Below are 14,058 nucleotides of genomic sequence, written 5' to 3'. Positions count from 1 at the left end.
TCAATAAACAACTAAGACGCGGCTGCTGGCATAGATCGGCAGCCGCATTGTGCTAACGGGCAGGTTAGTTTGGAAGTGACTGGATGCCGATTCCATTTTTATGTTAAAGTATGGTATTGGCTAAAAAAGTAATGGGATTGAGAAGGTGAAATAAAATGTTTGAATGGTTAGTCGAGATTGAAAAACCGCACACAATTGAAGATAGTTTGAATGGGGCATTAAAAATTACAAGAATGGATTCACAGTCCGATTCTCACGATATGAATGAAGTCTGTCAATTATTTTCAGCATACTCTGTAATTATCGGAGATAATGCTTTGTCACAACTACCGACTCCTAATGAAGTTGTAAAAACCTAATAGTCACTGAGATAGCACCTCATTATACAGATGTAAAAGAAATCTATATAAATGGTGTTTTGCGAAGTATCAACGTTAGGGGGTTAAAACCACAATCAATGAAAATCATTCAAGAAAAGCTTAATAAGGGAATTTATCCAGTTGTAACAGATTTATACCGAAACAATAATCTTAATCTTGCTACTGGTAAGAGGGACATAAAGTATTATTCTGTTCGTAATGAAGCTATTAGTCCCTTGATTACACAGGAAACGGAAAAGTTAGAGATCTTCTTTCAGAACACTTTTTTTGCTGATACTGGATCAGTCTTTTTTTCCCCAACAGGATGGATTTTAGAAGATAAATTAAGAGATTCTATAACGCTCCGAACCTTTAGTGTATTCTCACGATCCATTATTCTTGTAGTTGATAAAAAAGATAATAGTGTTATTGGACTCGATATTTACGGATAGATGGTTAAACTAACAGGTACTAAAGCGTGGCGATGGAACCGATCCATCGCTTATTCTGCATTGCTATGCACCTTGCTCAACAAAACGGGCAGGATAGTTCAAGATTAAGCACGGTGAACCGTATCACAAATAGTGGTAAAGCTGAAATTAGAGTTGAATGTTGAAGTATCGATGTTAGACATTATAGTGGGTGCTTGAGTTTTATGAATTCGACACATGTGGAGACGATAGTGTTGCTACAACGATAAACTATGTAGAAATCCTTAGATTTAGGCACTTTTATAAACATACTTTGTTTATATTAGATGTTATAAATACAGAAATAAAGTTATACAAGATTGCATTACCGTTTCTGTGGTAATAGACCTCGACTGTGGGAACACATTAAAGATTATGTTGTTCTTCAACAAGATTTGTCTAGTGGATAAATTTTATTTTCTGTATAATAATTCAGCTAGTAGTTAATATTTGAAAATTTATATTTTGAACAGGAAGGAAGTCAATCGTGCTGTTTCGAAAAGCTATTACAACCGATATACCGCAGTTAATTAAATTTCGTAAGATATTGCTATGTCATGAGGACAACAGTAGTATGGATGAAACATTTAGAAACTACTTTGATTCCTCTTTATCAGACAAGTCACTCGTTGTATGGGTTGCTGATGATGACGGAGTAGTTGTATCAACAGTATGTTTTTGCTTATGTCGATTTGCACCACGATTTGAAAATCCTTCTGGATTAGTTGCATACATGACTAATGTTTTCACAATCCCAAATTACCGTCGTCAAGGTATAGTATCCAAACTTGTTAGTGAAGCAATAGACGATTTTAAGACACAAGGAATTAGAAAAATCCTGCTACATTCGTCTGATATGGCTAAACCGATGTATGAAAGTCTTGGTTTTGTTGATGGAAAGAACTATATGTCAATAAATATTTGATGCTAGAACTTCCTCTAATAAGCACTCTCTACCAAGTCTTAGATTTATTCACTATCCACGGTTATGAGAATTAGCTGAACGAGAAATTTGCCAGACTATAATTTCAAAAAAAGGGTGCAGGGAAGTTTCCTGCCAAGCGACTGTTTTGATAGCCTTTATGGCTAGTTAATTGTGCGCTTGTTATGCTGAACCTATAACAATTAATGCAAAAGTTGTTAAACTAACGGGTACGTTAGTTGAATGACAACAGCGGCAGTCTAAGCCTTTATTTTTCAAGTCTTGGTCCACCGCTGCTTATTTTAATGGATCAGTCTATCCTGAAAATATCCTTCAACGAAAGATCTTAAAATGACAATAGGAAAGTGACCCTCAAACCTGAGCGAAATGGCCGGGGCTGCCGATAGAGGATTTAACTAAAATGCTCCAAAAAAATTAGGAAACGGCAGTATCAACCGTTACTGAGACGCCTAAAGACTCAAGCTTTCGTATAGATTGCTTGATGATCACGTCACGTTTTCTTTCCTCATAGTAAGTGGGACCCAACTCCATATAAGGTTGCTTTCGTTTGAGGATATAGTAGGTCATAGACAAAATGCTGTGCTCTATGGCAACCGTAGCACGGTTAGCTCCGCGGCGTGCTGCAATTCGATGATATTGACTGGATAGATAAGTGCCCTTCGTTCGAGCTGCAGCTTTTGCAGCTTCGACGAGCGTACTCCGCAGCTTTTTATTCCCTTTGCGTGTTTTTCCCGAGATTCGTTTTCCAGCGCTTTCATTCTGACCCGGACACAGTCCTGCCCAAGAGCACAAGTGGGCGGCAGATGGGTATTGATTCATATCCAGACCAATTTCGGCCGCGATCGTTTCTGCCGTCCGTCTTCCCACACCGGGAATGGTGTCAAAGAGTTCCAAGTCTTCCTCAAAAGGGAGCATGCGCTTCTTGATCTCTTCATCCAGCCTACTCATTTCTTCATCTAAATAATCGATGTGCCGTAGTTGGGCACCCAGCATGAGTTTCTGATGAGGACCCATCAAGCCGTTCAATGCACGTTTTAAATCCGCTTTCTTGCTTTTCAGCTTTCGTTTCGCCAGTTCAGACAAGGTGCTGGGATCCGTTTCGCCAGCAATCATCGCTTCAATCATGGCGCGTCCCGACTTTCCCAGCACATTGCTGGCAACGGACGAGAGCTTGATATTGGCCGCTTCCAGCACTTTTTGAACGCGGCTTACTTCTCGCGCACGCTCTTCAATAAGGCTTCGGCGGTACCGGATCAATTCCCTTAATTCACATTGTTCTCGTTTAGGGATGTAACTGCCTTTCAAAAGGCCATGGCGCAGCAAACCGGCAATCCATTCCGCATCTTTCACATCCGTCTTACGTCCAGGAACATTCTTGATGTGCTGGGCGTTCACCACTAGAGCTTCAATGCCTTCGAGCTCTAGTAGATTGTAAATGGGCTTCCAGTAGACTCCTGTGCTTTCCATGGCAGCGTGAGAGCAACCTCTGCTTTGATCCAATCGGCGAGAAGGACCAAATCATCGGTCATGGTTTCAAACGTACGGATTTCTTTGCCTTTCGGTGTGATGGCGCAGGCAACGATGTTCTTTTTGTGAACGTCAAGCCCGCATACATGACTGTAAACGACGTCCATCCAAGACACTCTCCTTACGGCATGTCAAATTGAAGGGGCTGGTGCAATAACCGCATATGGTTATTCTATCCTGCGTGCTTCCGAAATGGAGCAACATTCTGTGGTGCACCTGGTCGTTGAGGTCAGTCTAAAACTCGGGCTCGAGGCACCATTGACTGCCGACCTCCTTCGCCAGCCGTAAGTCAATTATATCGTAAACGTCCATTTTCATCATCTGATGGTGCCGCGTTAGCGGCATGGGCGTCTAAAACTTATTTTTCAAAAGCTGACGATTCTTCAATTCAAAAACCGCGTTAACATACTTTATTTTCACCGAACATCTGGTGCTTAGTAGGTAATGTTTTGGGTTCTGGCGCAACAATAAAAATGTATCAAAGATATCTACGATGTTATGGCTTGACTATGCTGTCAAACCAAACATTTTGTGATTAATTCTACTGCAGAAAGAACAGACGAATGAGTGCATTCGACCTTTCCTTTCTTTATTATATGAATGGCTTCGATACCGCCAATTGTTTTTCTATAGTACTTAAAGATTTGAATCCCAGCATTGATTTAATGCCTTTTTTTATGAATCGATGATCTTGTTCAATAATATTGTTCAGATATTTCTGTTGTCGTAGCTGAACTGCGATGGGATATGCTGGATTTTTATCGACAGTGATTACGCACGGCGATTGCTTGTGTGGTGAAATCATCACCTTCTTGAAGAATTGTCTGGCCGCGTTAGCATCTCGATTTTCAGACAACATGAAATCAATCGTATTTCCTTTGAATCCTACGCGATGCTATTTCGTTGGTTGGTAAAAAATGATTGCAAATGTATTATTTTATATTTATAATGAATAATATTTCATTCATTAAAAAATGAGGTGACTGCATGCCAAGAACAAAGGAACAGTATGAGCAAATACGCTCCAAAACGAAAAACAAAATTCGATCAGCTGGTTTACAATTGTTCTCACACAAAGGTTTGAATGGGACAAGTATCCAAGAGATTGCTACCTCAGCCGGCATCAGTACGGGATTAATGTATCGGCATTACAAGTCGAAAGAGGATCTATTCAATGATTTAGTAAATACGGCAATACATGCAGGGAAGGCATTGGAATCGTTGCTGAATTCCGATGATTGTCCTTCCGCCATTTTGAAACAACTATCCGACGGGTTGATGCATGAAATGAACAAGAGTGATGAATCTGCGCAGTATTTGGTATTAATCACTCATTCCTTAATGTTGGGGGATTTGGAACAAGAAATGGTGGAATCGTACAACTCCGTATTGTTCGATCAGATGACAAATTTAATTAGAAGAGGTCAGTCAAGGGGTGATTTAAAACCCGGTGATCCGTACCAAATGACCCTGTTATTCTTCTCGACGTTACAAGGCTTAGCCATGATGAAACTTTCATTGATTGATCGATTTGTATGCCCGAGTTCGGAAATGCTGACTGCTTATTTGATCAAGGAGTCCTGAACCGACAAAGCGAAAAACTTTGAATGCAAACGGCGTTGAGTTTCCGAAGGTTGCCGGAATCTGGCGGATGGGGAGGGGGGGCATATGGATCCGGCGATGAGAGATGCGATAACGAAATCGCTTACCGCCGCCGCGGGAACCGGTCCCACTAGATATCCAAATTAATGACCTAGACCTGTCTTTTTATTGAGTAAATATTCATTCATTAAAATAAATAATTAAGGATCTCACCGAAAGGGGATTGAACCATGTTAGCACAAGAGTCCGATCAAATGTTACAGATAAAAAGCACTGCAATAGGTCCTGTCCTAAAAGCGGATCGAGCGCTTGCGCCGGATTTAGCCAGAGGAGTGATGCTGCTGTTTATCGCTTTGGCGAATTGTGCCGGATTTTTCTTTGCTTCCGCTCCCGGCGTTGAGCTAACGCCGCAAGGATCGGAGCGAATATACAATCTGTTCTCTTTTATGTTCATACATGCACGTACGTACCCCATGTTCGCCTTCATGTTCGGGTATGGGATGATTCAACTAGCCTTGCGTCAACAGGCGGCGGGAAAAACCTCAAATGAAGTGCGGAATCTATTGCTGCGTAGAAATTTTTGGCTTCTTATATTCGGTCTGGTTCATGGCATATTGCTATATTCGGGTGACGTTCTTGGCGCATACGGCGTAGCAGGTCTAGTATTCACCCTCCTGTTGCTGAATCGTAGTAACCGCATCTACCGATTGGTGTTTTGGTATTTGGGGTTCCTGGTCATCTATTGTCTGGTCATAGGAATATGGATTGTTAGTGGTTTCACCAACGGATCTGCTGAAACTTCGTCGATCGTCACGAGCCCATTTCCCTCAGCCTTGTCACCGTCTTACCCTGCCTCCTTATCGGCCAGACTAGGCGAATGGCCGATACATACTGTTTATATGGCGTCATCTTTTATCATTATCTGGCTAGGGGCTTGGACCGCACGTAAGCGGATTTTGGAACACCCTGCGAACCACCTATGGCTTCTGGTTTGGTGTTCCACCATCGGTATCGTTGTAGCTGCAATTGCCGGTCTACCGATGGGGCTACTTAATATAGGTGTTCTGCATTCCGATGCTGGAACGGCTTCTTTGATCAAAATGCTGCACGAAACGACCGGCGTATTCGGCGGAGTCGGATACGTTTCCATTTTCGGATTGATTGCATATGCAATGTCCAAGGCGCCGACAAGGTCCGAAAACCGAATCGTACGTGCTATTACTGCACTTGGCCAACGATCGTTAAGCGGCTATCTTTTTCAATCTATCGTATGGCTGATCATCATATCACCGTTCGCTCTTAATCTCGGAGCACGCTTCGAGCGTCTGACTTTTATTGCGGCTGTAGCAGCCGCCATCGCGTGGATCGTAAGCTTAATAGGCGCATATATCATGGATCATTACGGAATACGGGGTTGGGCGGAAATCTTGCTTCGGAGACTAATCTACGGGCGGAGAACCGTATCGTCTAGTGACGTAAAAAAGGATACCCGCTGAAAAAATATTTTTAGACGCTTTCGTCGGTCGATCTTCAGCGTCGTTCGGCTAATACTATGGCAGCATTTCATGTATGTGGTCAGAGGCAAAACTAATCAACAGTGGCAAGTTGAAAGGAATCGGTACAGCTCATACCAATGCGAATGAAGCTAGCTGTACGTAATTTTCGTCCACCAAAAATTGAAGAACGGCGGTAAAAACGTCTCCAGCACCTCCTTCTTACGCTCAGAGCAAAACCGGTTGATGGTGTGGAAATCCGAGCGTTGTCTACCCGCGATCCACATGAACATGATATTTTCGCGTACACTTTGGCGATTTGACGAGAAGAGTACATACGCTACAGTTATATAATTTTATAAATTAAATCCTTAAAGGGGAATGAGCACTATGGCAAATATCGAACACTTACAGACTGTGAATGTTCCAGCTTCAACGGTATATGAAGCTTTAACCACTGCAAAAGGACTTTCAGAAATATGGACAAATGAACTAATAGTTAATGATCAGATCGATTGTATAAATGAGTTCCTATTCGGTGGCAAAGGCTTAACAAAGATGCGAGTTGATGAGCTTGTTACCGATAAAAAGATTTTGTGGCAGTGTGTAGATTCAGATCCAGAATGGATAGGTACGACTATTTCTTTTGATATGGAGGAAAAAAACGGGAGAACTTCAATCATTTTTCGTCAGATGAATTGGGAGGAAGTGACCGCCTTTTTTCGTTTATGTAATTATAACTGGGCTATTTTTTTGTACAGTCTTAAACAGTATTGTGAAGAAGGCGAGGGTCTTCCGTATCATAAAAGAAAGTTTTAGAACACCACTGGAAACATGGATGGGTAGACTAAAAACATGATCCCGACAATAAATTTAGGAAGTGTTGAATAAGTACGAAGAGTCAGCCCCAATCTTTACAACCTTTCGTTCAGCTAACGAAGAACTATAGCTCAACAAGAACGAGGCTGCCGGCATGGATCGGCAGCCTCGTTCTGCTAAGGGCAGTACAACGCAACCCCCCAGTATATGTAAACGTATAAAGGTATCGACTAACGACAAAGGAGGCTGCAGTATGATTAAAACCAAAATGGGACTAAGGATTACTTGGATTATTCCAAATGTCTTAATGTATATTTTTTTCTTGGGTCTTTCTGTATTTGTGTTTGCTAATACAGAAGGGTTAAACGATATTAATCGGCTTGTTATGTGGGTTATTACCCTTATTTTGTTGTTGTTTATTGTACTGTTCGGCTCTTATCGGATTTGGACTTGGATAAAACAAGGCAAGCTGTAAAGAACCTTCTAAGACAACGACCTCTTGTTAAACTCACAGTAACCAAATAAACAACCAGAACAAGGCTATCTGCACAAAGCTTCGGCCTTGATACGGTAACGGACAGCATAGTTGAACAAAGATGAGGATGAAGAAGCTGCTCAATTGCACATTTGCAACAATGCATCACAGAATGGGCTTATTCATGATGAACTCGTTCACTCGCACTCAGCCTTTAATTGTTTTAAATAATACTTGATCATAAAAAATAAACTGCACCTTCAATTGTTGTGTGATCACAATTGGGGGTGCAGTTCAAGTCAGTTCAATCATCGCTCTTTTTATTTTTGTTTCAATTGTTTAAGCATAGCAGTCCAGATTCTCAGACCTGTCACCCATAGCGTCAGAGCAGAACCAAATCCGATAAAAGTAGACGTCCCAATCAGAGTTACATTGTTAACAGTAGCATTCATTGGTAAAAAGAAAGTAATAACGCCTAAAATACAGAGCATTACACCTGAGCCATAATAAAAATTTTCTCGAAACAATCGAGCTAAAGGAAAAAAATGAATACCGACTATGATTGCCATGATAGGAAAAAAGACTTCAAAATTATTAATCATGTTGCAAATCACACTTGCGATAAAGATAGCAAGACCTTCCAGACCAAAGATCAAACCAAATTTTCGATTTATTTTTCTCCATTGTTCTCTCTCTTCTGGTGTAGCAACATGGTTCATGTTACGAGCTTTACCAAAAAGTGATATCGCTCCGCTAAGTAAGATTAATGTCACAATACCTGAAAGAACAAGTGACCAAGGAGCTCCAAGTCCATGTGAACCAATAATACCAATGGAAGCCCAAAGTGCCCCAAAAAAAGTCATGAACATCACACCATTTGCAGCACCAAAGACAGCAGCTTTCGGTAATTTTACTAATTTACTCATTATTTTGCAGACTCCTAGATCGAATTTTATATCTCTATTTATCTAACCATCCTTCCTCCTTATTGTCTAGTTTTTTAATTGTTTCGGTTCCGTTCGTTGACGAGAAGAATATGGAACACAACGTGTTAATCACTTCTTACCTGTTTGCATTACAAGGGCCAAACTTTCGACAAACAGATTGACGATAGCTCAAATATTTATACCACGAGGCTACCTAGGATTCGATCGGCGGCTTTTTTCCGCTAACGGGATACTATAGCTCAATAAATAACTAAGATGCGGCTGCTGGCATAGATCGGCAGCCGCGTTGTGCTAACTGGCAGTTTAATGCAAATCATATGGAAATAGTACCCCCCATTTATTATATAATGGATGTCGATAATGAACCTATCCAGGAAGAGGCAGTCATATTGCAAATGCTTTAAGACCTCCCAAGGAGTAGTGGGCGGCCATGGGAATGGAAGCTCCGAAATTTAAAAACGCGAAAAGCGCACCCTCTTTATGAACTTTGTAGAGGGCGCGCTTTTTGTGCTGATTTGGAAATAAATCTTGGAGTAATCCCTGTCGAATGGGCTATGGTCTGTATTCTGGGTGGAGCCGCTTATTTTAAACCAAAGGCAATCATCCCGATTTTATTGCCCAGCTGATTCTCGCCGGCTCCCTTGGCATCGGTAGAATTAATGGAGTAGACGAGACGGCGCTGCAGGTCGCGAGTGGCGAACATGCCGTTGCCATAACCGGGTCTTGCACCGGTTTTCCCCCAGAAGGTGATACCTTTGATCGTGGTTCTTATCATGCCCATGCTTAATGTGGCCCGACCGACATCTTTGCCGTCTTTGTTCCAAGTAGGGACTTCGGGGACGGTAAACATGTTCTCGAGTACATCAGAGGGCAGCAGCTTACCGCCGAACAGAGCGGTCATAAAGGTGTTCAGATCTGAGGTGGTAGATATGATTTGGCCTGCGGCCCAAGTGAAAGACTGGTTGCCTTCCGTCACATCTACCAACTCGGTCTTTCCTTCATGATCTACTGCCTGGTATCCATGAGCATGCGTGCCTACGATTCTAGTATCGCTCCCGGGTAGGTATGTATCTAGTAAGTTTAATGGTTGCACAATGCGAGATTGGATTTCCACCTCGTATGGATTTCCAGTCAGCTTCTCGATCAGCAGGCCGGCAAGGAAGTAATTGATATTCACGTAGTGTTGTTGGGTGCCAGGCTCGAATTCAATGGGTTGATGGAAGGCTAATTCAACATATTGCTCCGGCGTCCAGTTCAGGAACTGCATATCCGCATCCATCACACCCTCGGATAGGACGGGGCTTGGAAGTCCGCTGGTGTGATTAAGCAATTGGCCTACGGTAACCGGTGGAATATCGGCAGGCAGCAGGTCTGGCAGATAGTGTTGGATCGTCTGGTTAAGGTCCACCTTGTGTTCAGCGACGAGTTGGAGTACTGCCGTAGCTGTGAATACCTTGGTGAGACTACCAATTCGGAACCTTCCATCTGCTCGTGCCGGCGCCTTCGTTCCGATGTCGGCAACCCCGCTTGCCCCCAGCCAGCTATCTGTTGGCGTACCAACATAAACCAAGGCGGCCGTAGCTTTGGAGTTAGGTAATCCGGAGATCACTTCGCGCAGGGCTTGAAGGTCTAGGGGGGCCAGAACGAATGGGGCGGATAGTGTAGACGTCTGGGAACCCGTACTTTCTTCTTGTGGGGCTGCGGTGGCGCTAGGGATGTAGCCCCCGAAAGTTCCTGCTGCTAACGCGGCTGCAATAATAGAATGGGTTATTAATTTTTTCATTGTAAAATTCATCTCCTCGGTAGGTACTTGATGTTTTTATTGTACAGAACGAGGGGCTTTCCACTAATAGGCATAAGTCTAGTTTAACTACTGGACTTTAGTCTGAACAATATCCTATTTATTTTCAAATAAACTACTTGCTAGTATTTCATAGAAGACAAGTACTTCGCCTAAAACCGTATCCACGCTACGGTCCTGGCGGACCTCGGTCTGCCCGAGGAATTTCGGGGAAGTGAATCAGGCATTCACCTAACGGGTTAATTTCGTTACGCTAAAGGGAGAGTTAAGTTGAGCAGACTGCCGTGGCAGTCTGCTTTGTTCGTTGAAGTAACGGGCAGATTTACGCTACCAATGGCAGTTTAATAAACAGATATTGTGGTTGTTTAGAATAAAGGATATCATTGGAAATAGCAGAGCGGAGTTATGATGAGAAATGGAGATGAGCGAGATGAGAAGCTATACCGGTGTTTTATTTGACTTGGATGGGACCTTAATAAACAGCGAAGGGCTTGGAATGGAAGCGTATAATTATGGGATTCGAAAAATTTTGAATCGAGACTTGGATGAACACGAAAAACTATACTTACTTGGAAAACCATTTAAGGCTCTAAAAGAGCTCTTTCCTTTCTTATCACTGTTAGAAACCGAAAGAATCATAGAGGAGACATTGGGATACTATAAAAAATACAATCATAATATTAAAGAATATAGTGGTATTCGTGAAATGCTTCAGAGTCTTAAAGGAAATGGATTTAAATTGGGTATTGTTACGGCGAAATTAAAGCAAAATGCAGAAAAAGAATTACAAAATACCGGACTAATGTCTTTCTTTGAGGTAATTTTGTCTAAAGAAGATTGCCTTGATTTTAAACCAAGTCCAATTCCTTTACTACAGCTGGCAGAAAAACTTAATTTGAAACCAAGTGATTGTTTTTATGTTGGCGACCAACCGACTGATATACAGGCAACCCACGCTGCAAATATGACTAGCATTGCCGCTCTATGGGGTGAAGGCAAGAAAGAAAGGCTATTTCCATTAAATCCAACATACTTATTCGATTCACCAAGTCAGATAGTGACATTATTATTAAACTAAAGGATACGATAGCTTAATGGAGTAGTCTACAACTTTATTATTAAGATTAAACTTAAGCAACACTTCAATCTGATATTGAGTCTAAAACTTATTATTGATATTTTGGCAACTAAAATGACCGGAATTCCTTATTAGTTAAAGGGTTCCGGTCTTTATTATCACCGAACAATAGAGGATGTTCTTCATGAATTAGAGTCTTTAATGGTAGAATGATTTAGCTACCGGGCAGATTACCGTGGACAGGCTACTTAGATAATGATATTTAGACAAACAATAAAAATATGGAAAATATAATGAAAACTATGTGATAATATTTGTGGAGATATACTCCATAAACTAAATAAAATAGGTGATCATTTTGAATGCTGCTAATTTTAATCTTTTATACGAGGAGATCGTAATTAATACGCTTCAAGCGCACGGATATTTCCCTAAAGGGCAAAGTTTGTTTATTACAAAAGGGACAATGGTTGCAGCATTATTAAGAAGTTCATTCCGAGGAGAACAAGCGACAGATATTATTTTTTGTATTAGACATGCATTCCTTAGAGATCATGTAACGTTAACTACTAAGAACGTATATCTTAAGGATGCTGTTGATTATCCCTTTCGCTTTTCAATTATAAAATTCACTGAAAAGGATCTTTTTGCGGTAAAATATACCCCTATTAATTATTCTCGAGCTCGTTTGGAAATGACTTTTGAATCTATTTATTACGGAGATACAGATGCTGAAGATACTAAAGAAATTACTGATCAACTCGAAATAATGACAGATAATATTATTAAATATGGACCCCAAATAATGAATCTGCTTAGCCCCAAAAAATCTTGTGGCTATATTTCACAAAACAACAGAGGTGCTTGGATAGAAAAGGTTTGGTTAGAGGATTATGAAAACCACATATATGAACAGAATTGAAATGTATTTCCCTGCTAACGGGCTACTATAGTTCCGTACCAGAAGGGCTGCTACTCATAGCAGCCCTTCGCTCCGCTAACGGGCAGGTTAGCGTGGTAATGATGGGTTCAACGAACAACTCAATTGTGTTAAAATATTCCATATAAAGAAAACGAGTGATGAAGCACGGCAAGTATTTCTGTAAGTAAGGGAGGAACTACAATTGATGTGGCAAGATTTATTTTTGAATCGTATGGTTACAAGCCAGGAATTATTGCTAGGACTAAAAAGTGTATTTAACATAGAAGAAAACCAAATATTTTTTACGGACAGTACATGGAGCCAGACTATTCCAGAGGACGTTAAGCTGCTTTGCCTGACATATACATGTAAGGCGGAATTCCCTTTACGAATAGAAATATACTTAAGGGACCATCAGTTAATACCTGAGAATGATGTTCGTATACTTGGGAAACTATGTGAGCTATTGAAATGTTATTGTTTAATTAGTGATGTAGGCTATAATCCTTATTCAATGATTCAGATCAAAGATAGTGAATCATCAGAACAAGTATTTATTGAATTAGATAAATATGAAAAATGTATGGATTATGAACTACTCTAGTGTATTAGTAAAAAACAATTTGACCGTACTATTGCTACCACTTTTTAGTGGATTAAGTATAACTGTTAAGAAAATCATGAGAGTAACTGTAATTAAACAGAACTATTAACATAACGTCTCAAGATTAAACTAATGGATAACGATAGTTCAGCTCCGAAGGGGATGTAAAAAGCAGGGGGGGATAATATGTTTAGTCATCGACCGTTACAAGAGAATGATCTTGATGCAATTTGCTCTTTGCCGCAAAACGAAGAAGAATTATATTTTATGTTCCCCAAGGCGGTATACCCTTTAACACCAGAACAAATTGTGGAAGCAGTTAAAAATAGATTGGAACCCACAGTTATTCTATGCGATCATATTGTTGTTTCTTATGCCAATTTTTATGATAATGACTGCGAGTCTTGCTGGCTTGGCAATGTTATTGTGTCCTCGGATTATCGAGGAAAAGGTGTGTCTCAATTTCTAATTGATACAATGGAGTCAATTGCGAAACAAAATTTGAAGGTAAAGAAACTCAAACTTGTATGTCATAATACTAATACAAGGGGAATTTTGTTTTATAAAAAGTATGGATTTAAGCCATTCGATATTTCTGTAAGAGTCAAACCGTCTGGGGAATTTATTGCTGGTATACATATGGAAAAGAAACTTTAAGATTAAGCTAACGAAGAACTATAGTTGAGGGGCTTGCTTCGCGGCAGTTCCTCTTTCGTATTATTAGGTCAGCCAGAACAATCTGGTTGGCCTTTTTGTTAGTTAAAGTAACGGGTAGTTTAATGCAAAAATATGTTATTATTGGATGTACCTTGCTAAGTTTAGAAGAGCTGAGAAGAGATGGGTGAGCTGAGGATATGGGTGAAATAATTATACAAGAGATTAATGATGTAACTGCACTTCAAATTGCTGAAATGGATTGCTCACCACTACCAAAAGAAAGAGATTCCGATCTATCGTAAGCGTCAAACAAGAAGGTGTATTGAAAAAGAAAAGCCCATGGTTTATGAAGATCCACAGG

At 40.7% G+C, this 14,058-nt stretch carries 14 protein-coding genes and 2 pseudogenes; 11 read left to right on the top strand and 5 right to left on the bottom strand.

Translation table 11 applies throughout. The features are described 5' to 3' along the window. Nucleotides 1–155: 155 nt before the first annotated feature. The 3 genes from OB236_RS23555 (at nucleotide 156) to OB236_RS23545 (ending at nucleotide 1,754) form a co-directional block, all read left to right on the top strand. On the top strand, nucleotides 156–359 hold the full coding sequence (locus OB236_RS23555; RefSeq protein ID WP_262686173.1) for a hypothetical protein: 204 nt from the start codon (nucleotides 156–158) through the stop codon (nucleotides 357–359). Between the two features lie 98 nt (nucleotides 360–457). After that, the gene (locus tag OB236_RS23550; RefSeq protein WP_262686172.1) at nucleotides 458–811 is read left to right on the top strand and encodes a hypothetical protein; all 354 of its coding nucleotides are present in this window, start codon (nucleotides 458–460) and stop codon (nucleotides 809–811) included. A 505-nt stretch (nucleotides 812–1,316) separates the two neighbouring features. Beyond that, nucleotides 1,317–1,754, top strand: a complete 438-nt coding sequence (locus OB236_RS23545) for a GNAT family N-acetyltransferase (protein WP_262686171.1) — start codon at nucleotides 1,317–1,319, stop codon at nucleotides 1,752–1,754. Nucleotides 1,755–2,186: 432 nt separating this feature from the next. Here the strand turns inward: OB236_RS23545 and OB236_RS23540 are convergent. Next, nucleotides 2,187–3,406: pseudogene (locus tag OB236_RS23540) on the bottom strand (IS110 family RNA-guided transposase). A 485-nt stretch (nucleotides 3,407–3,891) separates the two neighbouring features. Further along, nucleotides 3,892–4,158, bottom strand: a complete 267-nt coding sequence (locus tag OB236_RS23535; RefSeq protein WP_408638512.1) for a DDE-type integrase/transposase/recombinase — start codon at nucleotides 4,156–4,158, stop codon at nucleotides 3,892–3,894. Between the two features lie 128 nt (nucleotides 4,159–4,286). On the opposite strand from OB236_RS23535, the gene OB236_RS23530 reads away from it, so the two are divergent. Together OB236_RS23530 and OB236_RS23525 are read left to right on the top strand one after the other, a co-directional pair. Continuing rightward, nucleotides 4,287–4,883, top strand: coding sequence for a TetR/AcrR family transcriptional regulator (locus tag OB236_RS23530; RefSeq protein ID WP_262686170.1), 597 nt, complete (start codon nucleotides 4,287–4,289; stop codon nucleotides 4,881–4,883). Nucleotides 4,884–5,131: 248 nt separating this feature from the next. Then, on the top strand, nucleotides 5,132–6,397 hold the full coding sequence (locus OB236_RS23525; protein WP_262686169.1) for a DUF418 domain-containing protein: 1,266 nt from the start codon (nucleotides 5,132–5,134) through the stop codon (nucleotides 6,395–6,397). A 135-nt stretch (nucleotides 6,398–6,532) separates the two neighbouring features. Here OB236_RS23525 and OB236_RS40340 read toward each other — a convergent pair. Next, nucleotides 6,533–6,734, bottom strand: a pseudogene (locus OB236_RS40340) (transposase); the annotation flags it as partial. 50 nt (nucleotides 6,735–6,784) lie between these two features. On the opposite strand from OB236_RS40340, the gene OB236_RS23520 reads away from it, so the two are divergent. Together OB236_RS23520 and OB236_RS23515 are read left to right on the top strand one after the other, a co-directional pair. Next, nucleotides 6,785–7,213, top strand: coding sequence for an SRPBCC family protein (locus tag OB236_RS23520; RefSeq protein WP_262686168.1), 429 nt, complete (start codon nucleotides 6,785–6,787; stop codon nucleotides 7,211–7,213). Between the two features lie 253 nt (nucleotides 7,214–7,466). Further along, on the top strand, nucleotides 7,467–7,688 hold the full coding sequence (locus OB236_RS23515; RefSeq protein ID WP_262686167.1) for a hypothetical protein: 222 nt from the start codon (nucleotides 7,467–7,469) through the stop codon (nucleotides 7,686–7,688). Between the two features lie 320 nt (nucleotides 7,689–8,008). Here OB236_RS23515 and OB236_RS23510 read toward each other — a convergent pair whose 3' ends face one another. Both OB236_RS23510 and OB236_RS23505 read right to left on the bottom strand, forming a co-directional pair. Further along, on the bottom strand, nucleotides 8,009–8,614 hold the full coding sequence (locus OB236_RS23510) for a hypothetical protein (protein ID WP_262686166.1): 606 nt from the start codon (nucleotides 8,612–8,614) through the stop codon (nucleotides 8,009–8,011). Nucleotides 8,615–9,215: 601 nt separating this feature from the next. Beyond that, a complete protein-coding gene (locus tag OB236_RS23505) occupies nucleotides 9,216–10,244 on the bottom strand; it encodes a serine hydrolase domain-containing protein (protein ID WP_262686165.1) in 1,029 nt (342 codons plus the stop codon). 622 nt (nucleotides 10,245–10,866) lie between these two features. Between OB236_RS23505 and OB236_RS23500 the strand changes: the two genes are divergently transcribed. The 4 genes from OB236_RS23500 (at nucleotide 10,867) to OB236_RS23485 (ending at nucleotide 13,697) form a co-directional block, all read left to right on the top strand. Beyond that, nucleotides 10,867–11,514, top strand: a complete 648-nt coding sequence (locus OB236_RS23500) for an HAD family hydrolase (protein WP_262686164.1) — start codon at nucleotides 10,867–10,869, stop codon at nucleotides 11,512–11,514. Between the two features lie 358 nt (nucleotides 11,515–11,872). Beyond that, nucleotides 11,873–12,436 carry a hypothetical protein gene (locus OB236_RS23495; RefSeq protein ID WP_262686163.1) on the top strand — a complete coding sequence of 188 codons (564 nt, stop codon included), beginning with the start codon at nucleotides 11,873–11,875 and terminating at the stop codon, nucleotides 12,434–12,436. A gap of 202 nt (nucleotides 12,437–12,638) precedes the next feature. Continuing rightward, nucleotides 12,639–13,040, top strand: a complete 402-nt coding sequence (locus OB236_RS23490; protein WP_262686162.1) for a hypothetical protein — start codon at nucleotides 12,639–12,641, stop codon at nucleotides 13,038–13,040. A gap of 186 nt (nucleotides 13,041–13,226) precedes the next feature. Continuing rightward, complete coding sequence (locus OB236_RS23485) at nucleotides 13,227–13,697, top strand: GNAT family N-acetyltransferase (RefSeq protein WP_262686161.1); 471 nt, start codon at nucleotides 13,227–13,229, stop codon at nucleotides 13,695–13,697. Nucleotides 13,698–14,058 lie beyond the last annotated feature (361 nt).

The sequence above is a fragment of the Paenibacillus baimaensis genome (genome assembly GCF_025567575.1).
This window is presented reverse-complemented; position numbering and strand designations above follow the sequence as displayed.